The sequence below is a fragment of the Bradyrhizobium sp. CCBAU 25360 genome, from assembly GCF_028128695.1.
Classification (GTDB): Bacteria; Pseudomonadota; Alphaproteobacteria; order Rhizobiales; family Xanthobacteraceae; genus Bradyrhizobium; species Bradyrhizobium ottawaense.
The window spans coordinates 266997-291723 of sequence record NZ_LBJA01000042.1; the positions used below are offsets into that span (position 1 = coordinate 266997).

A 24727-nucleotide genomic window follows, 5' to 3' on the forward strand; every position below is an offset into this window, starting at 1 on the left:
GTTGAGGGGTGGACTTACTTCTTCTTCTGCAGAACGCTCTGCGGATTGAGGTTGCCTATGCGGCCGCTCTCCGAGCCCGCGGCCGGATCGATCACCGCGTTGATGAGCGTCGGCTTGCCGGACTTCATGGCTTCGTTGACGGCGCGCTTGAGCTCGTCCGGCGAGGTCGCATTCACGCCGACGCCGCCGAAGGCTTCCATCATCTTGTCGTAGCGCGCGCCCTTGACGAACACCGTCGTCGCCGGATCGGCGTTGGCGCCGTTGACGTCGGTGCCGCGATAGATGCCGTCATTGTTGAAGATGACGACGCAGATCGGCAGGTTGTAGCGGCAGATGGTCTCGACCTCCATGCCGGAGAAGCCGAACGCCGAGTCGCCTTCCACTGCGAGCACGGGGTGACCGGTCTCGAGCGCGGCGGCAATCGCCTGGCCCATGCCGATGCCCATCACGCCCCAGGTGCCGACGTCGAGACGCTTGCGCGGCCGGTACATGTCGATGACGCCGCGGGCGAGGTCGAGCGTGTTGGCGCCTTCGTTGACGAGGATCGCCTCGGGGTACTCCTTGATGACGTTCTTCAGCACGCCGAGCGCGCCGTGGTAGTCCATCGGCGATTTGTTGTTCATGAGCTTCGGCGCCATCTTGGCGACGTTCTCTTCGCGCTTGGACGAAATCGCCTTGGTCCATTCGGCGGGCGGGGCGGTCCAGCCGGAAGCCATCGCCTGGTTGAAGGCGGAGACGACCGAGCCGATGTCGCCGACGACGGGCGCGACGATCTCGACGTTGGAGTCCATCTCGCGCGGCTCGATGTCGACCTGGATGAACTTCTTGGGCGCTTCGCCCCAGCTCTTGCCCTTGCCGTGCGAGAGCAGCCAGTTCAGCCGCGCGCCGATCAGCATGACGACGTCCGATTCCTTCAGCACGGTCGAGCGGGCCGCACCGGCGCATTGCGGATGAGTGTCGGGCAGGAGGCCCTTGGCCATGCTCATCGGCAGGAAGGGCACGCCGCTCTTCTCGACGAAGGATTTGATCTCTTCGTCGGCCTGCGCGTAGGCCGCGCCCTTGCCGAGGATGATGAGCGGACGCTTGGCACCCTTGAGCACGTCGAGCGCACGCTTGACCGAAGCGGGCGAGGGGATCTGCGCGGGCGCAGCATCAATCACCTTGACCAGCGACTTCTGGCCGGCATCGGCGCTCATCACCTGGCCGAACAGCTTGGCCGGCAGGTCGAGGTAGACGCCGCCCGGACGGCCCGAGACCGCGGCGCGGATGGCACGGGCCAGGCCGATGCCGATGTCCTGGGCGTGCAGCACGCGATAGGCCGCCTTGCACAGGGGCTTGGCAATCGCGAGCTGGTCCATCTCTTCGTAGTCGCCCTGCTGCAGGTCGACGATCTCGCGCTCCGAAGAGCCCGAGACCAGGATCATCGGGTAGCAGTTGGTGGTGGCGTGGGCGAGTGCGGTGAGACCGTTGAGGAAGCCGGGCGCGGAGACCGTGAGGCAGACGCCGGGCTTCTTGGTGAGGTAGCCGGCGATGCCTGCGGCGTAACCGGCGTTCTGCTCGTGGCGGAACGAGATCACGCGGATGCCCTCGGCCTGTGCCATGCGGCCCAAATCCGTGATCGGGATGCCCGGCACATTATAGATGGTGTTGATGCCGTTCAGCTTGAGCGCGTCGATGACGAGATGAAAGCCATCCGTCAGCTCCTGCTCGGTGCCCGGTGCCTCGGACTTGGTCGCGGTATTCAGCATGGGCCTTGTCTCCCTGGTCTCAGATAGTGGGGCGAATTGTTCGCCCTTCTGGTGAACGTTGCTAGGTTACGTAAACAGTTCCTGGCCGTGCGCTTCGACGTAAGCGGCAAGGCCGAGAGTGTGGTCGCGGGCACGCTTCTCGGCGAGCTCGGTGTCGCGTGCCTCCAGTGCTTCGATCATGCCGAGATGCTCGGGCAGCGAGGTCGCAGTGCGGTCCTTGCGTCCGATGGTCAGCTGGCGATAGCCGCGCACGTGCAGCAGCAGGTCGTTGGTGAGATCGACCAGCACCGGCGATTCCGACAGCGAGATCAGCGCCTGATGGAAGGCGATGTTGGCGCGCGAATATTCCTCGACGTGATCCTCGGGCAGGCGATCCTTGCCGAAATCCTTGAAGTAGTCACGCAGCGCCGTGATGTCCTTCTTGCGCGCAGTGGTGGTGATGAGGCGCGCAGCCATGCTCTCCAGCGCCGCCCAGGCGCGGATCATGTCGACGATCTCGCTCTTGGTCCGGCGCACCACCATGATGCCGCGGCGCGGCACCGTCTTCACGAAACCGTCCTGCTCGAGCATCGCGATCGCTTCGCGGATCGGGGTGCGGCTGACACCCAGACGTTCGGACAGCGCGCGCTCGTCGAGCATCACCGGCTCGGGCGTCGAATAGATGTCCATCCTGAGGATGGCTTCCTTCAAGGCGTCATACGCCTTGTTCTTGAAGCTGCTCTCCGGGGCAATACGAACGATTGCGATATCTGCCTCGGCCATGTTCGGCAACGCCTTGGTTGGTTTCCGCAGTGACACGACGAATCTCCTCCAGTGGGAGTCGTCTTTTACAGGATTATTAACGGGAAAGTTTTTGGCATACCACATGCCAGAATGTCAAGCTGGCTATTTTTTGCGGCGTTCTAAGCGATGCCGCAGCTTGACAAGTTGGCTTCTGGCATACCAAATGCCATCGCCAGCCATTTTTGATCCATGGCGGCGGAGTAATCTGGCGCTTATGCCGCTCCGTTCCGCGGAATGGAACAGAGCGCGGCGAATGGCAAGCATCACGGGCAGCCGCAAAACCACGCGCGCGCTTTGAAAAGAACGAACTGAGGTCAAGGGAGAAGCCACATGTCCAATTCCAAAGAAGCCGTCCGCAAGGTGCTTGACCAGGTCAAGGCGGACAACCGCACCAGCCTGACGGCCCCGGAAGGCAAGCTGGTCTGCGACGCCTATGGCATTCCGGTGCCGAAGGAGGGCGTGGCGAAGTCGGCGGGCGAGGCCGGCAAGATGGCCTCGTCGATGGGCTTCCCGGTCGTGATGAAGATCGTCTCGCCGGATATTCTCCACAAGACCGAAGCCGGCGGCGTCATCGTCGGCCTCAAGACCGCCGAAGATGCCGAAAAGGCCTATGAGACCATTCTCGGCAACGCCAGGAAGTACAAGGCCGACGCCAAGATCGACGGCGTCCAGGTGCAGCAGATGCTGGCCGGCGGCACCGAGGTCATCGTCGGCTCGATCACCGACGGCTCGTTCGGCAAGCTGGTCGCCTTCGGCCTCGGCGGCGTGCTGGTCGAAGTCCTCAAGGACATCACCTTCCGCCTCGCGCCCGCGACCAAGGAAGACGCGCTCTCGATGCTCGACGGCATCCAGGCGCATGAGATCCTCAAGGGTGTGCGCGGCGGCGAGCCGGTGAACCGCAACGCCCTCGCCGATGTCATCGTCAAGGTCTCGCAGCTCGTGACCGATTTCCCTGAAATCGTCGAGCTCGACCTCAATCCGGTGTTCGCGACGGCGAAGGGCGCGACCGCCGCCGACGTGCGCATCGTCGTCGACTTCGCCTATGTGCCGAAGCCGAAGCCGCGCCCGACCGAGGAGATCGTCGCGGCGATGAGCCGCATCATGCAGCCGAAGGCGGTCGCCGTGGTCGGTGCCTCCGCCGAGGACGGCAAGATCGGCAACTCCGTGATGAAGAACCTCATCAACGGCGGCTACAAGGGCGACATCTATCCGATTCATCCCAAGGCCACCGAGATCCTCGGCTACAAGGCCTATAAGAGCGTCAAGGACGTGCCGGGCGTGATCGACACGGCCGTGTTCGCGATCCCCGCGAAGTTCGTGGCGGCCGCGCTCACCGAATGCGGCGAGAAGAAAATCCCCGGTGCGGTGCTGATTCCGTCGGGCTTTGCGGAGGCCGGCGCGCCGGAGCTGCAGGCCGAGATCGTCGAGGTCGGCAAGAAATACGACATCCGCCTGATGGGGCCGAACATCTACGGGTTCTACTATACGCCCGCCAATCTCTGCGCGACCTTCTGCACCGCCTACGACGTCAAGGGCCACGCGGCGCTGTCGTCGCAGTCGGGCGGCATCGGCATGGCCATCATCGGTTTTTCGCGCTCGGCGAAAATGGGTGTGTCGGCGATCGTGGGCCTCGGCAACAAGTCCGATATCGACGAGGACGATCTGCTCGCCTTCTTCGAGCAGGACCCGAACACCAATTTGATCGCGCAGCATTGCGAGGACCTCAAGGACGGCCGCGCCTTCGCGGAAGCCGCCAAGCGCGTCTCCAAGAAGAAGCCTGTCGTCGTGCTCAAGGCCGGCCGGACCTCGGCGGGCGCCAAGGCGGCCTCGTCGCATACCGGCGCGCTCGCCGGTAACGACAAGATCTACGAGGACGTCCTGGCCCAGTCCGGCGTGATCCGCGCTCGTTCGCTGCGGCAACTGCTCGAATTCGCCCGCGGCGTGCCGGTGCTGCCGACGCCGAAGGGCGAGAACGTGCTGATCATCACCGGTGCCGGCGGCTCGGGCGTGCTGCTGTCGGACTCCTGCGTCGACAATGGCCTGTCGCTGATGTCGATGCCGGCGGATCTGGATGCGGCCTTCCGCAAGTTCATCCCGCCGTTCGGGGCTGCCGGAAATCCTGTGGATATCACCGGCGGCGAGCCTCCGATCACCTACGTCAACACGGTGAAGCTCGGCCTCTCCGATGAGCGCATCCACTCGCTGATCCTCGGCTACTGGCACACCATCGTCACGCCGCCGATGGTGTTCGCCCGCAACATGGTCGAGGTGAAGAAGGAGATGGAGGCCAAGGGCTTCGTGAAGCCGATCGTCGCCTCGCTCGCGGGCGACGTCGAGGTCGAGGAAGCCGCCGAATATCTCTACCAGAACGGCATCCCGGCCTACGCCTACTCGACCGAGCTTCCGGTCGAGGTCCTCGGCGCCAAGTACAAATGGGCGCGCGGGGCAGGGCTGCTCTGAGACGAAGACTTCACCTCTCCTCGCTCGCGGGGAGAGGTGACAACTGTCAGGTCGCGATGAGCAAGAACGTGATCCGGCGCAAATCGCTCGAGCCTCGATCATCGGAGGCCGACAACGACACGCGCGACGGCGGCGTGCAGTCCGTCGATCGCGCGCTGTCGATCCTCGAAACGCTGGCCGAGGACGACGAAGGCTATCGCCTCAGCGATCTCGCGGTGCGGACCGGCCTGTCGGCTTCCACGGTGCACCGCCTGCTGGCGACGCTGGAGAGCCGCCGCTTCGTGCAGTTCGACCGCACGCAATCAAAATGGCATGTCGGCTCGCGCGCCTTCACGGTGGGTGCGAGCTTTGCGCGGCGGCGCAATTTTTCCGCGCAGGCGATTCCTTACTTGCGCAAGCTGCGCGATCTCACCCGCGAGACCGCCAATCTCGCCGTGGTCGACGACGAGTTCATCATCGTGCTGACCCGCATGGAGAGCCGCGAGATCATGCGCTCGCTGACCCTGGTCGGCGGCCGCGTCCCCATGGTGACGTCGGGCGTCGGCAAGGCCGTGCTCGCAACCTATTCCGATGAGGACGTCGGCGCCGTCATCCGCCATCACGGCATGCCCCGGCTGACCGAGAAGTCCATCGTGCGGCCGAGCGACCTGTTCAAGGAGCTCGAAAAGATCCGCAAGCAGGGTTTTGCCCTCGACGATGAAGAAGCCAGCATGGGGCTGCGCTGTATTGCCGCAGTGGTCTACAACGACTGTGCCGAGCCGCTCGCGGCGATTTCAGTCTCGGGCATGACCAGCCGCCTGACCGACGACAGGCTGCCGGAAATCGGCCAAATCGTGCGCGAGGTCGCCGGCGAGCTGACTATCGCGCTCGGCGGGGTGATGCCGGCGCCGCGCTAACTGGGGAACCCGGGCACTGTCGCTGGACAGCATCGGCCGTTTTGGCTGATATGCGACCAAACGACACAATGCGGCAAACGTCCGCATGAGCCTGGAGAGCGTCCTCATGTTTCAATTTTCCGCGCGCCTTGCCGGCGCAGCCGTCGCGCTGACCCTTGCGGCAGCGGCGCCGTCCCTTGCCCAGCAGCTCGAGCTCAAGCTGATGGCGCCGGCGGCCCCGGGCGGCGGCTGGGACCAGACCGCGCGCTCCATGCAGCAGGCGCTGGTCGCCGCGGGCGTCGCGCGCAGCGTGCAGGTCACCAACGTTCCCGGCGCCGGCGGCAGCGTCGGCATCGCGCAATTCGTCAACGGCGCCAAGGGCGACGGCAACCAGATGATGGTCAACGGCTTCGTCATGGTGGGCGCGCTCGCCATGAACAAGTCGCCGGTGACGCTGGAGCAGGTCACGCCGATCGCTCGCCTCACCGAGGAAATTCAGGTGATCGTGGTTCCCGCGAATTCGCCGATCAAGACTGCGCAGGATCTGGCCGCCGCGGTGAAGGCCGATATCGCAAAGGTGACTTTCGCCGGCGGCTCGGCCGGCGGCGTCGACCATGTGATGGCGGCGTTATTCGCCGGCGCGGTCGGTGCCGATGCCAAGAAGATCAACTACATCCCGTTCTCCGGCGGCGGCGAGTCGCTGGCGGCGATCCTCGGCGGCAAGGTCACCGCGGGCATTTCGGGCCTCAGCGAATATGAAGGGCAGATCAAGTCCGGCAAGCTGCGCGCGATCGGCGTGACCTCGGAGAAGCGCATCCAGGGCAGCGACATCCCGACCTTTAGGGAGCAAGGCATCGACCTCGTGATCGCCAACTGGCGCTCGGTGGTGGCGCCTCCCGGCATCACGCCGGAGCAGCGCAAAACCCTGAGCGATGCGGTCGAGAAGATGGTGAAGTCGGACGCCTGGAAGGAAATCCTCAAGCAGAAGGGCTGGGAAGACGCCTATCTCGGCGGTGACGCCTTCGCCGACTTCCTGAAGAAGGAAACCGTGCGGGTCACCGACGTGCTGAAATCGGTCGGCCTGGTCAAGTCATGACCTCGGGCGATCCGGCCCAGCCGCCGCGGCGCGTCGATCGCGCCGGTATCGTCATCGCTGCACTGCTCGGAGGCCTCGCCGCGGTGCTGGTCTTCGACGCGCGCGGCCTGTCATCCACCGCGATGTACGGCATGGGGCCGGAGGCGATGCCTGTCGTGATCGCCAGCGGCCTTGCGCTGCTTGCGATCGGCAATTTCATCGACGCGCTGCGCGGCAATTTGCCGGCGCGCGAGAGCGCCGATCCCGTGCCTGTGGTTCTGATCCTCATCGGTCTTGTGCTGCTGATCGCCATCATCGGCTTTGGCGGCGGCTTCATCCTGGCGACGTCGGCGCTGTTCGTGACGACATCGGCCGCCTTCGGCCGCCGTGCCATCCTCGTCGACAGCATCATCGCCCTCGTGATGTCGATCCTGATCTATCTCGCGTTCGACCGGTTGTTGACGCTGAGCCTTCCGACCGGCCCGCTGGAGCGACTGCTGTGATGGACACTTTTGCGGCGCTGGCGCACGGCATGGCCGTCGCCATTCAGCCGATGAACCTACTCTATGCCCTGATCGGTGTATTCCTCGGCACCGCCGTGGGCGTGCTGCCCGGCATCGGCCCGGCGCTGACGGTCGCGCTGCTGTTGCCGGTCACCTACAAGCTAGATCCCGGCGGCTCGCTGATCATGTTCGCCGGCATCTATTATGGCGGCATGTATGGCGGCTCCACCACCGCGATCCTGATCAACACGCCCGGCGAGAGCGCCTCGATGGCGACCGCGCTCGAAGGCAACAAGATGGCCAAGGCCGGCCGCGGCGGGCCGGCGCTTGCGACATCCGCGATCGGCTCCTTTGTCGCCGGAACCATCGCCACCATCGGCCTGGCCTTCCTCGCGCCGTGGCTGGTCGATTTCGCCGTGCGCTTCGGTCCTGAGGATTACTTCGCGCTGATGTGCGTCGCCTTCGTCACGGTGTCGGCGACCTTCGGCGATTCCCCGATCCGCGGCCTGACCAGCCTGTTCATCGGCCTGACGCTTGGCCTCGTCGGCATCGACAAGTTGACTGGTCAGGCGCGGCTTGCGTTCGGCGTTCCTGAACTGCTCGACGGCGTCGAGGTGACGACGCTCGCGGTCGGCCTGTTCGCGGTGGGTGAGGCGCTCTATGTCGCCTCGCGCCGCCACCACAGCGAGGAGAAGCTCGAGCCGGTGCGCGGCTCGCTCTGGATGACAAAGGAAGACTGGAAGCGTTCGTGGAAGCCGTGGCTGCGCGGCACCATGTTCGGCTTTCCGATCGGCGCGCTGCCGGCGGGCGGCGCTGAGATCCCGACCTTCCTGTCCTATTCGACCGAGAAGCGGCTGACGAAACACCCCGAAGAGTTCGGCAAGGGCGCGATCGAAGGCGTCGCGGGGCCGGAAGCCGCCAACAACGCCTCCGCCGCCGGCACGCTGGTGCCGCTCTTGACGCTGGGACTGCCGACCTCGGCGACGGCCGCGATGATGCTGGCGGGCTTCCAGCAATACGGCCTCAACCCGGGACCGCTGCTGTTCGCCGAGCGGCCTGATCTCGTGTGGGGCCTGATCGCGAGCCTGTTCATCGCCAACGTGATGCTATTGGTGCTCAATCTGCCGCTGGTCGGCCTGTGGGTGCGGCTGCTTGCGATCCCGCAGCCATGGCTCTATGCCGGCATCCTCGTATTCGCGACCATGGGCACCATCGCCGCAAAACCGTCGGTGGTCGAGTTGTCCATGCTCGCCGGTTTCGGCGTGCTCGGCTTTTTGATGCGCCGGTTCGATTTTCCGATCGCCCCCGTCGTGGTCGGCCTGATCCTCGGCCCGATCGCCGAGAGCCAGTTGCGCAGGGCGCTCGCGATCAGCCTCGGCGATCCCATGACGCTGCTGCAGAGCCCGATCTCGGCGACGCTGCTGGCGCTGGCACTGATCGCGCTGCTGGCGCCCTTCGTGTTGAAGGGGCTGGGCCGGTTCAAGGCGACCGAAGATTAGTCATCCCGGCGCTGGCATCTTGTGATGCTGCGTCCATCTCGTGGGGACATTCCATGCCGTCAGAACTTCGTTCGCCCCGTCTCGCCGTCCTGATCGATGCCGACAATGCGTCGGCAAAAATCGCGGACGGACTGTTCGAGGAGATCGCCAAGATCGGCGAGGCCAGCGTCCGCCGTATCTACGGCGACTTCTCCAACGCGCGGTCCAGGGGGTGGGCCGACATTCTGTCGAAGCACGCCATCATCCCGCAGCAGCAGTTCGCCTATACGACGGGCAAGAATGCATCCGACATCACGCTGGTCATCGACGCCATGGACCTGCTTCACAGCGGCCGGTTCGACGGCTTCTGCCTGGTGTCATCCGACAGCGACTTTACCCGTCTGGCGGCCCGCATCCGGGAGCAGGGCATCGATGTCTTTGGGTTCGGCGAGCAGAAGACGCCCGAAAGCTTCAGGCAGGCCTGCCGACGGTTCGTCTATACGGAGAACCTGCTTGCCGGCACGGCGACCGCCCAGGACGCATCTTCACGCTCAGCGCCGCTTCAGCCGCCCGATGCCGCCACGCCCATCATCAAGAAGGTCATCACCCAGATGGAGAGCGAGGACGGCTGGGTCGCGCTCGGTGAAGTCGGACGGCAGCTCGCCAATCTCGCTTCCGATTTTGATCCGAGGACCTACGGCTTCCGCAAGCTGAGCGACCTGGTGCGGAAGACGAATTCGTTCGAGATCGATGAGCCAAAGGGCCGGTCGATGCGGATCCGGGTCAAACCCGCTGCGGCGCCGCCGGCGAGAACGCGGAACCCGCGCCGATCTGCCAGGTCGGGAACGGCAGGCGGTGCGGCGCCCAAGGCGTAAGCAGGGCGTGCCGTCATATTTGCACTTGCCCGGTTTGGTGCAGGGCGTAACCATCGCCGGGCCGTAACGCCGCGCGAGGGTCCCGATGACCAAACTCACCCGCTTCACCGTCGCCCCGCTGCATGCGATGACCCGGCGCCTCGCCGATGTCGCGTCCGCGCGTCTCGCGCCAGATCTGGTCATTACCGGCGCGCGGGTGCTCTCGACCTATTCGGAACGCATCCATCCCGGTCGGGAGGTCTGGATCACCGGCGGGCGCATCGCGGCGGTGAAGCCATCAGGCGCGGCAAAGAAGATCTGGCCCAACGTGGCCATCTACGATGCCGCTGGCGGCGTCATCGCACCCGGGCTGGTCGATCCGCACATCCACATCGAATCCTCGATGGTGACGGCCTGCGCCTATGCGGAGGCCGCGCTGCTCAACGGCACCACCACGATCTTCTGCGACAGCCACGAGATCGGCAACGTCATGGATGTCGCCGGCGTGGAGGCGATGCTGGAAGACGCGCGCGAGGCGCCGCTCTCGATCTTTTTGACGGTGCCGTCGACTGTCCCTGCGACTTCGGCCGAGCTCGAAACGGCGGGAGGAGACCTTACACCGGACAAGATCGCCGGCCTGTTCGACCGCTGGCCCGAAGCCGTGGGGCTCGGCGAGAAGATGGATTTTGTCCCGGTCACGATGGGCGACGAGCGCAGCCACGCGATCCTCGCGGCCGCCTTGAAGCGGGGACGTCCGGTGTCCGGCCATGTCTACGGCCGCGAATTCGTTGCGGCCTATGCGGCCAGCGGCGTAACGGATACCCATGAGGCGATCGACCGCGACATCGCCGACGACCTGCTCGATGCCGGCGTCTGGATATTCCTGCGCGGCGGTCCGCCGACCACGCCATGGCATTCGCTGCCGCAGGCGATCCGCACCATCACCGAGCTCGGCGCCTCGCACAAGCGCACGGCGGTGTGCACCGACGACCGCGACGCCGACGATCTCCTGATGTTCGGTCTCGACTGGGTGGTGCGCGAAGCCGTGAAGGCCGGGATGTCACCGGAGCAGGCCTGGTCGATGGGCTCGCTGCACGGCGCCACGCGCTTCGGCATGGATGGCGACATCGGTGGCCTCGGCGGCGGCCGCCGCGCCGATCTCGTGCTGATGGACGACCAGCTCAAGCCACAATGCACCTGGTATGGCGGCGAGCTCGTGGTCGAGAACGGCGAGATCACCGGGCTGCTCGATCAGGCGCTGTCTCACCGCTATCAATATCCAAAGGCAGCCTACGCGACCGTGAAGCTGCCGGAGAAGGTCAAGCTGACGCCGGATCTGCCGGCGAAGGCCTGCACCGTCAATGCCATCAAGACAGCCTTGCCGGGCATCACGCTGATCCATGACAAAGTCGCGATCGAGCCAGCAAAGGACTGGCCGTCGCTGTTCGCGCGTTACGGCCTGTGCTTCGTCACAGTCATCGAGCGCCACGGCAAGTCGGCCGGCAATGTCGCTTACGGACTGCTGAAGGATTTTGGCCTGAAGCGCGGCGCGGTCGCCTCCAGCGTCGGACACGACAGCCACAACATCATCGTCGCCGGTACCAACGAGCCCGATATGCAGGTCGCGATCGCGGCCATCAAGGACCAGCAGGGCGGCGTCTGCGTCGTCGCCGACGGCAAGGTAAAGGCACTGGTTCCGCTGCCGATCGCGGGGCTTCTCTCGGACAAGCGCGTCACGGAGGTGGCCGAAGAGGTCAAGGCGCTGAAGAAGGAATGGGCCGAGGCCGGCTGCACCATCCCCTATATGGGCTTCAATTTGATTCCCCTATCGGTCATTCCGGAAATTCGCATCACCGACAAGGGCCTGGTGCTGGTGCCGCAGATGGAACTGGCGCCGCTGTTCGAGTGATCCGCTTTCATGCAACTCTCGATCTAACCGTTTGAGACCGCCGCTATTTTTCCGCGGCTGCCGCATCGTGGAAAATAAAATCGATCTCGTTGAGATCGGCTTCTGCGCACCCGATGATCTCGCTCGCTGACGCAACTTGAGCGAGGTCCGATATGGCGAAGATGCGAGCTATCGATGCTGCCGTGCGAATTCTGGAGAAGGAAGGCATCTCCACCGCCTTCGGCGTTCCCGGGGCCGCGATCAATCCGCTTTACTCGGCGCTGAAGAAGCGCGGCACGATCCGGCACATCCTGGCGCGGCATGTCGAGGGCGCCTCGCATATGGCCGAGGGCTATACGCGGGCGAAGGCCGGCAATATCGGGGTCTGCATTGGAACCTCGGGGCCGGCCGGCACCGACATGATCACCGGGCTCTATTCGGCGATCGCCGATTCCATTCCGATCCTCTGCATCACCGGGCAGGCGCCGCGCGCGCGGCTCTACAAGGAAGACTTTCAGGCCGTCGACATCGAGTCGATCGCAAAGCCCGTGACGAAATGGGCGGTGACCGTGCGCGAGCCGGCGCTGGTGCCGCGCGTGTTCAGCCAGGCGTTTCATGTCATGCGCTCGGGCCGGCCGGGGCCGGTGCTGATCGACATGCCGCTCGACGTGCAGCTCGCCGAGATCGAGTTCGACGACGAGACCTATGAGCCGCTGCCGGTTTACAAGCCCACAGCGACGCGCAAGCAGGTCGAGAAAGCGCTGGAGATGCTCAACGCCGCCGAGCGGCCGCTGATCGTCGCGGGCGGCGGCATCATCAATGCCGACGCTTCCGATCTCCTGGTCGAATTCGCCGAGATCGCCAACGTGCCTGTTGTCCCGACGCTGATGGGGTGGGGCGCGATCCCCGACGATCACGTGCTGATGGCGGGCATGGTCGGCCTTCAGACCAGCCACCGCTACGGCAATGCCACCATGCTCGAATCCGACTTCGTGCTCGGCATCGGCAACCGCTGGGCCAACCGCCACACCGGCTCGGTCGAGACCTACACCAAGGGCCGCACCTTCGTGCATGTCGACATCGAGCCGACGCAGATCGGGCGCGTGTTCAATCCCGATCTCGGCATCGTCTCGGACGCGAAGGCTGCGCTCGAGCTGTTCGTCACCGTCGCCAGGGAGTGGCGCCGGTCAGGCAAGCTGCGCGAGCGCCAGGCGTGGCCCGCGGCCTGCCGCGATCGCAAGAAGACGATGCTGCGCAAGAGCCATTTCGACAACGTCCCGATCAAGCCGCAGCGCGTCTATGAGGAGATGACCAAGGCGTTTGGTCGCGACACCTGCTACGTCACCGTGATCGGCCTGTCGCAGATCGCCGGCGCGCAGTTCCTCGGCGTCTATCGCCCACGCAACTGGATCAATGCCGGTCAGGCGGGGCCGCTCGGCTGGACACTGCCCGCCGCGCTCGGCGTGCGTGCCGCGTGCCCGGATCGCGACATCGTCGCGCTCTCCGGCGATTACGACTTCCAGTTCCTGATCGAGGAGCTCGCGGTCGGGGCGCAGTTCAATCTGCCCTATATCCACGTCGTCGTGAACAATTCCTATCTCGGCTTGATCCGCCAGGCCCAGCGCGGCTTCGAGATGGACTATCACGTTCAGCTCTCCTTCGAGAACATCAACGCGCCCGAGATCGGCGTCTACGGCGTCGACCACGTCGCGGTCGCCGAAGGCCTCGGCTGCAAGGCGATCCGCGTCACCGATCCGAAGGACGCGCAGGCCGCGTTCGCGACCGCGCGCGAATTGATGGCCAAGCACCGCGTGCCCGTGGTGGTCGAGTTCATCCTCGAACGCGTCACCAACATCGCGATGGGCACGGAGATCGACAACATCGTCGAGTTCGAGGAGGTGCTGGACCTGCCGCTCGACGAGGTCGAGCGGGCGCGCCCAGGCGTGCTGCAGCCGGCGGAATAGGAGAGGACCTCATCATGCCGAAATTCGCTGCCAACCTCACCATGCTCTTCAACGAGATGCCGTTCCTGGACCGCTTCGCAGCGGCGAAGGCGGCGGGCTTTTCCGGGGTCGAGTATCTCTTCCCCTATGATTTCGACAAGGCGCAGCTGCGCGAGCAGCTGGAAGCCCACGGCCTGACCCAGGTGCTGCACAATCTGCCGGCCGGAAACTGGGCCGGGGGCGAGCGCGGCATTGCGATCCTGCCCGATCGCACCGCCGAATTCCGCGACGGCGTGTTTCGCGCCATCGACTATGCCAAGGCGCTCGATTGCGAGCAGCTCAACTGCCTCGTGGGTATTGCGCCTGCCGATGCCGATCCGCGCGAACTCAACGAGACGCTGGTGGGAAATTTGCGCTTCGCCGCCTCCACGCTGGCACGCGAGAACATCAAGCTGCTGGTCGAGCCGATCAACACGCTCGACATTCCCGGCTTCTTCCTCAACGGCACCGAGCAGGCGATACAGCTGATCTCCGAGGTGCGGTCGAACAATCTGTTCGTCCAGTACGACATCTATCACATGCAGATCATGGAGGGCGATCTCGCCCGCACCATGCAGGAATATCTGCCCCAGATCGCCCACATCCAGCTCGCCGACAATCCGGGCCGCCACGAGCCCGGCACCGGCGAGATCAATTATCCCTTCCTGTTCCGCCACCTCGATGCGATCGGCTATCGCGGCTGGATCGGCTGCGAATACAAGCCGCGCACCACGACGCTCAAGGGTCTGTCCTGGCACGCCGCGCAGACCTTCGAGACCTGAGAATGCACCCACAGCGACGGTGCGCTCCCTCTCCCGCTTGCGGGGGAGGGCTGGGGTGGGGGTATCTCCGCGAAAAGATTCGATCGAGATGCGGTGAAAGCCCCCAAGCGGATAGAGCCCCCACCCGGCGCTACGCGCCGACCTCCCCCGCAAGCGGGAGAGGTGCACCGAGCTTGTGGATCGACTTGGCCCAAATCTGGAGGAATGAGACATGACCAACATCGGCTTCATCGGACTTGGCACCATGGGCCGGCCAATGGCCGGCCATCTCATGGCCGCGGGCCATCGTGTTCTCCTGCATGATGTCGCGCCCGTCGCGCCGGAGCTGATTGCGGCCGGCGGCATCGCCTGCAAGACGAGCAAGCAGGTCGCCGAGGAGGCCGATGCGGTCATCATCATGGTGCCGGATACGCCGCATGTGGAAGCGGTGCTGTTCGGCAAGGATGGTGTTGCGAGCGGCATCTCCAAAGGCAAGATCGTCGTCGACATGAGCTCGATCTCGCCGCTGGCGACGAAGGAGTTCGCGAAGAAGATCGAGGCGCTCGGGGCGGACTATCTCGACGCGCCGGTCTCAGGCGGGGAGGTCGGCGCCAAGGCCGCGAGCCTCACCATCATGGTCGGCGGGCCGGAGCGGGCCTTTGGCACCATGAAGCCGGTGTTCGACAAGATGGGCAAGAATGTCACCCGCGTCGGCGCCAATGGCGACGGGCAGACGACGAAGGTCGCCAACCAGATCATCGTCGCGCTCACGATCGAAGCGGTGAGCGAGGCGTTGTTGTTCGCATCGAAAGCCGGGGCCGATCCGGCGCTGGTGCGGCAGGCGCTGATGGGCGGCTTTGCCTCTTCGCGCATCCTCGAAGTGCATGGCGAGCGCATGGTGAAGCGCAATTTCGATCCCGGCTTCCGCATCGAGCTGCACCAGAAGGATCTCAATCTTGCGCTCGAAGGCGCGCGCACGCTCGGCCTGTCGTTGCCGAGCACGGCAGTGGCGCAGCAATTGTTCTCGGCCTGTACCGCGCATGGCGGCAAGGGCTGGGATCATTCCGCGATGGTGCGGGCACTGGAACTGATGGCAGGTCACGAGATCGCCGCAGCCTGAACTGTTACGCGGTAACAGTCTCCAGTTTTTGAGGCGTCTTCGCTTCGGGGGAACCGGAACAATGCTCCGGCCCCGCGGTTGAAGGCGCAGGACAATCACTGGAGACAAATCAACATGAAAACCCGTCTTGCGATTACGTTGGCTGCAGCGTCGCTGCTGGCGTCGAGCGCAGCCTTTGCCCAGTCGACGACCGAACAAGGCGCCAGGGACGGCGCGCGTGCGGGCGGCGATATTGGCGGACCGATCGGCGCCATGGTTGGCGGCACCGTTGGTGCGGCCGTCGGCGCTGGCCTCGAGATTCCGAACGCGGTCCTCGGCGGAATTCCTCGCAGCGATTCCGTCGTGGTTGAGGAGCGCGTCGTGGTAGGCGAGCCGCTGCCGCCGACCGTGGTGCTCCGCCCCGTACCGAACTACACCGAGTATCGCTATGCGGTCGTGAACGATCGCCGCGTGATCGTCGAGCCGCGCACGCGTCGGGTGGTCAAGATCATCGACTGATCCAAGCCGGCCACAGGCGTGGAGGGGAAAGGGCCCTGCGGAGTTCTACTCCGCGGGGCCTTCGCTTGCTGCAGAGGCGCTTGCGCGAAAGCGTGTCATAGCCCAATCGGTGACCGCCGCGAGCGCAAAGCCGAAGCAGGCCGTGAGCGCGTCGACCAGAAAGTCCTCCAGCCGGGCGTGGCGTCCGGGTGCCCAAAATTGCATCAGCTCGAGCACGCCAATCAGGACGACCGCGGCTCCTGCGCCCGGCAGGCGCCGCCGCGGATAGGCGAGGCCGAAGGCCAGTCCCACCAAGATGAAGGCGAGCGCATGTTCGCCGTCTTGGCCGAGGTCGGAATGGGGCCGCAGGCCGGGGGGACCGAGGGTGGCGAAAGTAACGGCGGCCGCGAGCAGCCAGGCAAATGAACGTATCAAAATGGACATCCGGTTCGCTTAGCACAGATTGGCAGCGGACCGGTACAGTCCCTCCATCAGATCGCTGTGTAGTTAATGACAAAATGTTAAAGCGGCTCGCGCACGCCAAGCCCGTGCATGAAGCGCTCCCGGATTTGTACGGGATCGCGCCTTGTGGTGCCGACGCCGGGCTTGTCGTCGATGCGGACGGCGATCAGGCTCGGCTCGGCGGCGGACATCGCCGCATCGACCAGGCGCTCGAAATCCTCCTCGTCCGCAGCCCAGGCGCTGTTGGCGAGGCCGGAGCCTGCGGCGATGGCAACGATGTCCGCGACGCTTGCCGCTGGCGTCGGCTGTGCGCCGGTAATCTGATAGATGCCGTTGTCCATCACGATCATGATGAGGTTCTTCGGCTTCAACGTCGCGATCGTCGAGAGCGCGCCGAGCTGCATCAACAGCGAGCCGTCGCCTTCGAGCGCGAAGACGCGGCGGTCGGGCTGCGCGAGCGCCACGCCGAGCGCGATCGGGAAGGCGAGGCCCATGCTGCCCAGCATGTAGAAATTCTGCGGACGATGGCCGGCGGCCCAGAGGTCGAAATTGGTGTTGCCGATGCCGCCGATCACGGCTTCCTCGTGCTCGAGCTTTCCGATCAGGCGCGAGGTCACATCGAACCGGTTCATCACCTTGGTGTTGCCAGTGTTCATGGTGCCGCTCACTTGTCGAAAACCTTGCCGCCTGTCAGCAGCGGGTTGAGGATCAGCGCCACCGGCGCCTGTGTCGTGACGGCCTGCTTGATCGAGCGGTCGGTGATGAATTCGAGCTCGTCGAGCCGGGTGATGGTGTGGTGCTCCAGCGCCAGCGAATCCAGCACCGGGCGCATGGTGCGGCAAACCAGCGATTGCCCGTAATTGAACTCGCCGAGCGTGCCGCGCTCGGACACGAACATGATCAGCGGGATCTGGTAGGGCACTGCGAGCGAGGCGAGCACGTTGGCGAGCGTGGCAAAGCCGGAGGTCTGCATCAGGACTGCGCCGCGCCGCCCACCCATCCAGGCGCCTGAGACGATGCCGACGGCTTCCTCCTCGCGGGCGGTGGCGAAGGTGGTGAAGAAGGGATCGGCGTGCAGGTTCTTGATCAGGGGCGTCAGCACCCGGTCGGGCACGTAAGGGATGAGGCTGATCTCGTTCCGCTTCAGGGTTTGCAGGACGATGCCGTGCCAGCTCCCGTCGCTGGACGCCTGTCCCGCCTGCGTCTGCTGTTCCGCAATCGCCATTGCGTTCTCCCTTGGCGTATTTTCTTGGGCCGCGCATGCTTCTTGGTTCTTTCCGTCGCGCGACCGGCCGAACTTGACGGAGCGGGCGGGATTGTCAACATGTCCGGGCCGCACCGTGATCTGCGCTGAACGGCCTGTCGTAGTCGGCACCGCCATGTCATAAGCGGCGGCAACGAGAAAACGGGAGGGGGCACGGACGGGCGCGCATCGCGCCGACCTTGCGGATCTCCCTGGAGAGCCGGAAGGGTCCTGATGTCCGTCAACAGCAAGCGCGTCTTCTACTCCAATTATTTGGCCAATCCGATCTATGTCGACATCCTGAAGGCGCGGCCCGACGTCCGGCTCGATCGCATCGAGAACGGGAGCCCCGAAGATGTCTACGCGCCGATCCTGAATGCAGCGCACGTTTACCAGATCGGCGCCGCCCGCGACGAGCTCGCCCCTCATTTCCATGTCGATGCCACCTTCCTGAAGCGCACGCCGAACCTGCTGCTGGTCTCCAGCAATGGCGCGGGCTTCGATCCTGTCGACGTCGAGGCCTGCACGGATGCGGGCGTGCTCGTCGTCAACCAGTCCGGCGGCAATGCCCATTCGGTCGCCGAGCACGCGCTGGCGATGATGCTGACCTTGTCCAAGCGCATCATCCAGTCCGACCGCCGCCTGCGCCGCGAGCGCGACGTCAACCGCAACGACCTCGTCGGCAACGAGGTTGAGCACAAGACCGTCGGCATCATCGGCCTCGGCAATGTCGGCCGTCGCATCGCCGCGCTGTGCAAGGGCCTGCTCGGCATGAAGGTGCTGGCCTACGACCCGTATTTGTCGGCCGAAGTGATGGCGGAGCGGGGCGGGGAGAAGGTCGAACTCGACGAGCTGTTGCGCCGCGCCGATTTCGTTTCGATCTCCTGTCCGCTCGACAAGGGCAGCCGCAACATGATCAGCACGCGCGAGTTCGGGCTGATGCAGCCGCATGCGTATTTCATCACCACGGCGCGCGGCTTCATACATGACGAGGATGCGCTGCTCCAGGCCCTGCGCGACAAGCGCATCGCCGGTGCCGGCCTCGACGTCTGGTCCAAGGAGCCGCCGCCGCCGGAGCATCCGCTGCTCCAGTTCGACAACGTGTTGGCAAGCCCTCATACCGCGGGCGTCACGATCGAGGCGCGCCAGAACATGGGCCGGATCGCGGCCGAGCAGGTGCTGGACACGCTCGACGGCAAGCGCCCGCCACGCATCATCAATCCCGAGGTCTGGCCGCGTTATGCGGAGCGCTTTAAGCAGGCTTTTGGCGTGACGCCGGGGTAGGGGCGCGAAGGGTCAGCGCTCCGATCATTGGTTACCACGACGGAAAGGCAAAGCGTCGCATCTTATCGAGCGGGTAAGTGAACGCGTATCACTTGTCCTGTAGTTCAAAGCCCATGAGCATCTTCTCGATTGCGACATCCGGACTTTCCGCGGCGAGTTTGCGCGTGAACGTGGCCGCGAGCAACATCGCCAATGTTCGAACGACCGGCCCGCTGCCGACCTCGGGCGGGTCGAGCCCGTCGGCCGTTACAGGCAGTCCGGGCATTGCTCCGACGTTTCCCGCGGCTTACGTGCCATTGCGCGTCGATCAGGTCGACCAATCGAGCGGCTCGACGCCGGGCGGCACGACCGCAAAGGTGTCGACGGTATCGCCGAGCTATACCGCGCAATCAGACCCAAGCGCTTCCTTCGCAAACCAGGATGGGCTGGTCGCAGCGCCGAATGTCGATATCGCCAGCGAATTCGTTCAGCTGGCGGCCGCCAAGTACAGCTTCATTGCCAATGCGAAAGTCATTCAGGCTTACGCGGAAACGACAGAGTCGCTCCTCGATATAACCACATGAGGGCGGACTGCCGCCGGAATGGGCGGCGGGAACCTTGCCGGCCTTTTGATCCGCGTCAAAATCTCCTTCCCCGGTCCGGCTTAAATGGGACTAGAGTGCGGCCGGGGCAGCAGGGAGGTCCCATGTCAACCTATGTCGTCAAGTTCATGAAGGATGTGCTCGGCGAGTACGGCCGGCAGAGCGAGATTTGCCAGGGTACGCTGGAAATCGACGCCTCCGACGAGGACGAGGCCAGGGAGCGGGCGAAGGCCAGGTTCTGCAAGGACCAGGCCCTGCATCACTGGTCGCTGCATGCCGACCGCATCCATGTGCGAGCGGCCGACTTTCCGTCTTGAGGTCTACCGGCCCGGCGCCGTGACGGGCGGGGGCGCCGTGGTCCCCGCGCCGAGCGATCGCTGCACCATGACAGTGTCAGACCAGCGGCCGTGGCGATAGGCCACGCCGCAAAGCAGGCCGGCGCGCGCGAAGCCGAACTTCTCGTGCAGCGCCAGCGAAGGCGCGTTGTCGGCGTCGATATAGCCGATCATCTGGCGGAAGCCGGCCGCCGCACAAGCATCGATCAATTCCTGCAGCAGCAACCGTCCGACGCCGCGGCCGAGTTGCTCGTGGTGGACGTAGATCGAATGCTTGGCCGTGTAGCGATAGGCCGGGCGCTTGCGGAACAGCACCGCATAGGCATAGCCGACCACCTCGCCGCGAAACGTTGCGACCAGATGCGGCAGGCGGGTCTGCTTGAGGTTCTTGCGCCGGTCGCGCAGATCGTCCGGCTCGGGCGCGCCGGTTCCCTCGATGTCGCGCGCCACGCCGTTGCGGACGTGATGGCGGTAGATCGCCAACATTGCCTCGACATCGCTGTCGCGTGACGGCCTGACCAGGACGGCTTCGTCGCTCGCGCGCGCAGCTGTTTCGTTCATTCGCACCTACTCGGCAACGACGTAAGTATAGAGCCCGATGCGCCCCTGGGCATCGATCTCCTTGTAGACGCCCTGGATCTCGACGTCGAAGCCCGGAAACGTGTTGAAGCAGGTTTCGAACATCTTGAGATAATCCACCATGGGCTTGGCCCGCTCGGTCAACCGCTCGCCGGGCACGATGGTGGCGATGCCTGGCGGATAGACCACGAAGGGCGTGGTCGCGATGCGGCCAGCGATGGCCTCGATCGGCAGGTAGTCGACATCGTTCTTGAACAGATAGCGGGCAGCATCGCGAGGCGACATCGCGATCTCAGGCATGTGCTCGGGCATGAACTGCTTCGCCTGAAGCGCGCTGACGTCGGCGGTGCGGAAGAACCGGTGCATCTCGCCGCAGAGATCGCGTAAGCGCACGCCGGCATAGCGCGCCTGCCGCCGCTGGTAGAACTCCGGAATGACGTCGGACAGCAGCGCATTGTCATCGTGCAGCTTCTTGAAGGCGACCAGGCCGGAGATCAGCGTGCCGGCCTTGCTCGCCTCGACGCCGGGGGTGAGCAGGAAGAGCAGGGAGTTGAGGTCGTTCTTCTCGGGGACGATGCGGTTCTCGCGCAGATATTGCGCCACAACGGGGGCGGGGATGCCGTGCTCGGCATAGGCACCTGAGCGGTCGAAGCCGGGGGTGAGCAGCGTCAGCTTGTTCGGATCTGTCATGGCAAACCCCTCGGCCATGCCGGGGAAGCCGTGCCAGTTGGTATCGGGAGAGAGCTGCCACAGCGCGGGATTGGTGGCGAGTTCATCGGTCGAGAGGGTTTCCCAGGCGACGTTGTGGACGGCGCCGGGGCGGCCGACATCGGGAATGGCGACGCGGTCGGGAACGAAGGGTTCGAAGAACCAGCGCCGATCGGCGTTCTGCTCCTTCTCTTCGAACTCCCTGCGCATCGCGCGGATCTTCTTGCGCAGCTCGATGCCGAGGCGGATGGTGTCGTCCCACAGCACTTCGCCTGAGCGGCCCTTCATCATCTGGGCGCCGACGTCGAGCGAGGCGAACAGCGGATAGAAGGGTGACGTGGAGGCGTGCTGCATGAAGCTCTCGTTGAAGCGGCGGTGCTCGACGCGCCGCTTCTGACCGCGGATGTGGCGGTCCTTGATGTGGATCTGTGAGGCCTGCGAGAAGCTGGCAAGCTGCTTGTGGGTCGATTGCGTCGCGATGATGCCCGGTGCTTCCGGCGGAAGGTTCGCCAGCCCCATGGCGAAACGGCCGGCATAGAGCGGGTGGAATTTCATGAATCCGGCCCAGGCCTCGTCGAACAGGATGTACTCGCAGAGATGGCCGATGCGCTTCAGGATCATCTCGGCGCTGTGGATCGTCCCATCATAGGTGCACTGTTCGACCACGGCGACGCGGAACGGCCGCTCCTTGCGCCAAGCCTCCTTGTCCGTGACCAGCGGGTGATTGCGGATCGCCTCGCGCAAGGTTTTCTCGTCCAGCACGTCCCAGCGCATCGGTCCGATCAGGCCCCAGGCGTTGCGGATGGTCGGCACGTAAACCGGGACGCCGCCGTTGATCATCAGCGCGCCGTGATGGGCGGCCTTGTGATTGTTGCGGTCGAACAGCACGAGGTCGCCGTCGGTAACGAGGGCGCCGAGCGCGACCTTGTTCGAGGTCGAGGTGCCGTTGAGCACGAAATAGGTCTTCTCCGCGCCAAAAATCTGCGCGGCTTCCTTCTGCGCCTTCAGCGCCGGCCCTTCATGGGTGAGGAGGTCGCCGAGATCGAGCACGGAATTGTCGAGGTCGTCGCGGAACACGGATTCGCCGAGATGCTCGACGAAGACCCGGCCGATCGGGCTGCGGTTGTAGAATACGCCGCCATTATGCCCCGGGCAGGTCCAGAGCTGGTTGCCTTCCTCGGCATAGTCGACCAGGGCGCCGAAGAACGGCGTCTTCAGCGTTTCGGCATATTGTTTGAGCCGGCTGATCAGATTCTTGGCGATGAAGGTCGGCGTCTCCTCGGACAGGAAGACGTAGCCGTCGATGAAATCGAGCACCTCGACCGGCAGGTCCTCGAAGCGCTTGCGCCGGATCAGCAGGATAATCGGGAAATCGAGGCCGCGGCGGCGCATCAGGTTGATCAGCGCCGAGGTCTTGCCCTCCAGGCCCTTCTTGCCCCAGTCCACCACCATGCACCCGATCGCGGCATCGGTCTGCACCGCCATCTCGGCATCTTCTAGTTTGCGCGCCCGGACCACCTCGAAGCCGGAGCGCTGGATCTCCTCGATGATCTGGTTGAAGCGGACGCCTTCGAGATCGTCGGCGTCGAATACTGGTGCGGCGAACAGGAAGTTGAAGCGCTTGAAATAATCCATGGTCTGTCCCGAATGTGCGAGAAGCACAGCTCTCGGCACATTCGATGACAGTTCTATGACAGTGGAGCGGGATGGCCCCGGCTACCGCTTCGCTTCGCCGAACACCACGGTCGGCACCGCACGGTTGACGATGTCGCGTAGGGCAAAGCTCGATTGCACGCGTGCGACGCGCGGCAGGCGGGACAGCTCGGTGCGGTGGATGCGCTCGAAATCCTGAATGTCGCGTGCGAGCACGATCAGGATGTAGTCGTCGGTTCCCGACATCAGGAAGCAGCGCACGACGGAAGGGCATTTCACCACCTCGGCCTCGAACGCCTTCAATGCGTCGTCGCTCTGGCTCTCCAGCGCGATGCGAACCAGCACGGTGGTGGTGAGGCCGAACTGGGCCAGATCGAGTGCGGCCTGGTAGGCCTGGATGTAGCCCTCGTCCTCCAGTGCCTTCTGCCGCCGGGCCAGCGCCGTGCTGGAGAGCCCTACCTTGTTGGCAAGCTCGGTGTGGCTGGCACGTGCATTGGTCGTGAGTTCCGCGAGGATCGCGAGGTCTTTCCGGTCGAGGGCCAATGTTTCGTTTCCAGCGTGAAAGGGCGGCTTGGCGCCGAAAACCGGCGCGGGCCTGCCGAAACTAGCGGATATTTGCACGAAACCAAACCGGCCCCGTCGCTACGATGAGGAACCGAATCAAGGCGTTGGCAAAGGAGCCCAAAAGATGCGCGTCGGTGTGCCCAAGGAGATCAAGGTGCAGGAATATCGCGTCGGGCTCACCCCGGGCGCGGTCCGCGAATATGTCGCGGCCGGACACCAGGTCACGGTCGAGACCAGCGCCGGCGGCGGCATCGGCGCGCCCGACGAGGTGTATCGGCGGGCAGGGGCCACCATCGCCGAGAGCGCCCGCGATATCTTTGCCAAGTCCGACATGATCGTGAAGGTGAAGGAACCGCAGAAGAGCGAGTGGGTCCAGCTCCGAGAAGGCCAGATCCTGTTCACTTATCTTCATCTTGCGCCGGATCCGGAGCAGGCCAAGGGCCTGCTTGCCTCCGGCTGTACCGCGATCGCCTATGAAACCGTCACGGACGCGAACGGTCACCTCCCGCTGCTCGCCCCGATGAGCGAAGTCGCCGGCCGCCTCGCCATCGAGGCCGCCGGCGCCGCGCTCAAGCGCTCGGCAGGCGGCCGCGGCCTGCTGCTGGGCGGCGTGCCCGGCGTGCAGCCGGCGCGCGTCGTCGTGCTTGGCGGCGGCGTGGTCGGAACGCAGGCGGCGCGCATGGCCGCGGGCCTCGGTGCCGAAGTCACCGTGATCGACCGCTCGATCCCGCGCTTGCGCCAATTGGACGATCTTTTTGCCGGACGCGTGCGTACCCGCTTCTCGACCATCGAATCGGTCGAGGACGAGGTGTTCGCCGCCGACGTGGTGATCGGCGCGGTGCTGGTGCCGGGCGCCAGCGCCCCCAAGCTGGTCACGCGCACGATGCTGAAATCGATGCGGCCGGGCGCCGTGCTGGTCGACGTCGCGATCGACCAGGGCGGCTGCTTCGAGACTTCGCACGCAACCACGCACAGCGACCCGACCTACGAGGTCGACGGCGTCGTGCACTATTGCGTCGCCAATATGCCGGGCGCGGTACCGGTGACGTCGAGCCAGGCGCTGAACAATGCGACGCTGCCGTTCGGCCTGATGCTCGCGAACAAGGGCTTTGCCGCGGTGCTGGAAAACCCGCATTTGCGCAACGGGCTGAACGTCCATCGCGGCCGCATCACCAACAAGGCGGTGGCGGAGAGCCTCGGGCTGGAGTTTGCGCCGGTGGAGACTGGGCTCGCGGCCTGAATAGGCCGTCATTGCGAGCGCAAGCGAAGCAATCCAGAATCCCTCCGCGGGTCTGGATTGCTTCGCTGCGCTCG

At 64.8% G+C, this 24727-nt stretch carries 23 protein-coding genes; 15 read left to right on the plus strand and 8 right to left on the minus strand.

What is annotated here, in order from left to right:
- Positions 1-14: 14 nt before the first annotated feature.
- Complete coding sequence (gene oxc / locus XH81_RS25390) at positions 15-1748, minus strand: oxalyl-CoA decarboxylase (RefSeq protein WP_028143042.1); 1734 nt, start codon at positions 1746-1748, stop codon at positions 15-17.
- 66 nt (positions 1749-1814) lie between these two features.
- Positions 1815-2510: a GntR family transcriptional regulator gene (locus XH81_RS25395; RefSeq protein ID WP_161966556.1), complete on the minus strand. Its 696-nt coding sequence runs from the start codon at positions 2508-2510 to the stop codon at positions 1815-1817.
- 351 nt (positions 2511-2861) lie between these two features.
- On the opposite strand from XH81_RS25395, the gene XH81_RS25400 reads away from it, so the two are divergent.
- The 11 genes from XH81_RS25400 (at position 2862) to XH81_RS25450 (ending at position 16025) form a co-directional block, all read left to right on the plus strand.
- Entirely contained in the window at positions 2862-4991 is a 2130-nt protein-coding gene (locus XH81_RS25400; protein WP_028143043.1) for an acetate--CoA ligase family protein, read from the plus strand.
- A gap of 56 nt (positions 4992-5047) precedes the next feature.
- A complete protein-coding gene (locus XH81_RS25405) occupies positions 5048-5887 on the plus strand; it encodes an IclR family transcriptional regulator (protein ID WP_028143044.1) in 840 nt (279 codons plus the stop codon).
- 106 nt (positions 5888-5993) lie between these two features.
- Entirely contained in the window at positions 5994-6962 is a 969-nt protein-coding gene (locus XH81_RS25410) for a Bug family tripartite tricarboxylate transporter substrate binding protein (protein ID WP_028143045.1), read from the plus strand.
- On the plus strand, positions 6959-7444 hold the full coding sequence (locus XH81_RS25415) for a tripartite tricarboxylate transporter TctB family protein (protein ID WP_028143046.1): 486 nt from the start codon (positions 6959-6961) through the stop codon (positions 7442-7444). The genes XH81_RS25410 and XH81_RS25415 overlap by 4 nt, the downstream gene beginning before the upstream one ends.
- On the plus strand, positions 7444-8943 hold the full coding sequence (locus tag XH81_RS25420) for a tripartite tricarboxylate transporter permease (protein WP_028143047.1): 1500 nt from the start codon (positions 7444-7446) through the stop codon (positions 8941-8943). The genes XH81_RS25415 and XH81_RS25420 overlap by 1 nt, the downstream gene beginning before the upstream one ends.
- Before the next feature lie 53 nt (positions 8944-8996).
- Complete coding sequence (locus tag XH81_RS25425) at positions 8997-9797, plus strand: NYN domain-containing protein (RefSeq protein WP_028143048.1); 801 nt, start codon at positions 8997-8999, stop codon at positions 9795-9797.
- An 85-nt stretch (positions 9798-9882) separates the two neighbouring features.
- Positions 9883-11685, plus strand: a complete 1803-nt coding sequence (locus XH81_RS25430; RefSeq protein WP_028143049.1) for an adenine deaminase — start codon at positions 9883-9885, stop codon at positions 11683-11685.
- 152 nt (positions 11686-11837) lie between these two features.
- Complete coding sequence (gcl, locus tag XH81_RS25435) at positions 11838-13628, plus strand: glyoxylate carboligase (RefSeq protein WP_038974256.1); 1791 nt, start codon at positions 11838-11840, stop codon at positions 13626-13628.
- A gap of 14 nt (positions 13629-13642) precedes the next feature.
- The gene (gene hyi / locus XH81_RS25440) at positions 13643-14428 is read left to right on the plus strand and encodes a hydroxypyruvate isomerase (RefSeq protein WP_097668726.1); all 786 of its coding nucleotides are present in this window, start codon (positions 13643-13645) and stop codon (positions 14426-14428) included.
- A 211-nt stretch (positions 14429-14639) separates the two neighbouring features.
- The gene (locus tag XH81_RS25445) at positions 14640-15527 is read left to right on the plus strand and encodes a 2-hydroxy-3-oxopropionate reductase (protein ID WP_028142372.1); all 888 of its coding nucleotides are present in this window, start codon (positions 14640-14642) and stop codon (positions 15525-15527) included.
- 114 nt (positions 15528-15641) lie between these two features.
- On the plus strand, positions 15642-16025 hold the full coding sequence (locus XH81_RS25450; RefSeq protein WP_018315876.1) for a DUF1236 domain-containing protein: 384 nt from the start codon (positions 15642-15644) through the stop codon (positions 16023-16025).
- Between the two features lie 45 nt (positions 16026-16070).
- Here the strand turns inward: XH81_RS25450 and XH81_RS25455 are convergent, their stop codons facing one another.
- From XH81_RS25455 to XH81_RS25465, 3 genes are all read right to left on the minus strand, one after another.
- Positions 16071-16448 (minus strand): hypothetical protein, encoded by a 378-nt coding sequence (locus XH81_RS25455; protein WP_028142373.1) that lies wholly within the window; start codon positions 16446-16448, stop codon positions 16071-16073.
- Between the two features lie 77 nt (positions 16449-16525).
- On the minus strand, positions 16526-17122 hold the full coding sequence (locus XH81_RS25460; RefSeq protein WP_028142374.1) for a thiamine pyrophosphate-dependent enzyme: 597 nt from the start codon (positions 17120-17122) through the stop codon (positions 16526-16528).
- Positions 17123-17130: 8 nt separating this feature from the next.
- A complete protein-coding gene (locus XH81_RS25465; RefSeq protein WP_028142375.1) occupies positions 17131-17691 on the minus strand; it encodes a thiamine pyrophosphate-binding protein in 561 nt (186 codons plus the stop codon).
- Positions 17692-17943: 252 nt separating this feature from the next.
- Here XH81_RS25465 and XH81_RS25470 point away from each other — a divergent pair, with 252 nt between their 5' ends.
- The 3 genes from XH81_RS25470 (at position 17944) to XH81_RS25480 (ending at position 19891) form a co-directional block, all read left to right on the plus strand.
- Complete coding sequence (locus tag XH81_RS25470; RefSeq protein ID WP_028142376.1) at positions 17944-18993, plus strand: hydroxyacid dehydrogenase; 1050 nt, start codon at positions 17944-17946, stop codon at positions 18991-18993.
- Positions 18994-19106: 113 nt separating this feature from the next.
- Entirely contained in the window at positions 19107-19556 is a 450-nt protein-coding gene (locus XH81_RS25475) for a flagellar basal body rod protein FlgC (RefSeq protein ID WP_028142377.1), read from the plus strand.
- A 122-nt stretch (positions 19557-19678) separates the two neighbouring features.
- Positions 19679-19891, plus strand: a complete 213-nt coding sequence (locus tag XH81_RS25480) for a hypothetical protein (RefSeq protein ID WP_018315882.1) — start codon at positions 19679-19681, stop codon at positions 19889-19891.
- A gap of 3 nt (positions 19892-19894) precedes the next feature.
- On the opposite strand, the gene XH81_RS25485 is transcribed toward XH81_RS25480, so the two are convergent.
- The 3 genes from XH81_RS25485 to XH81_RS25495 all read right to left on the minus strand — a co-directional run bounded on the left by XH81_RS25485 (position 19895) and on the right by XH81_RS25495 (position 23392).
- The gene (locus XH81_RS25485; RefSeq protein ID WP_028142378.1) at positions 19895-20470 is read right to left on the minus strand and encodes a GNAT family N-acetyltransferase; all 576 of its coding nucleotides are present in this window, start codon (positions 20468-20470) and stop codon (positions 19895-19897) included.
- A gap of 6 nt (positions 20471-20476) precedes the next feature.
- Positions 20477-22831, minus strand: coding sequence for an Orn/Lys/Arg decarboxylase N-terminal domain-containing protein (locus XH81_RS25490; protein WP_028142379.1), 2355 nt, complete (start codon positions 22829-22831; stop codon positions 20477-20479).
- Between the two features lie 81 nt (positions 22832-22912).
- Positions 22913-23392: an Lrp/AsnC family transcriptional regulator gene (locus XH81_RS25495; protein WP_028142380.1), complete on the minus strand. Its 480-nt coding sequence runs from the start codon at positions 23390-23392 to the stop codon at positions 22913-22915.
- Positions 23393-23537: 145 nt separating this feature from the next.
- Here XH81_RS25495 and ald point away from each other — a divergent pair, with 145 nt between their 5' ends.
- Positions 23538-24653 (plus strand): alanine dehydrogenase, encoded by a 1116-nt coding sequence (gene ald / locus XH81_RS25500; RefSeq protein WP_028142381.1) that lies wholly within the window; start codon positions 23538-23540, stop codon positions 24651-24653.
- The last annotated feature ends 74 nt before the right edge of the window (positions 24654-24727 follow it).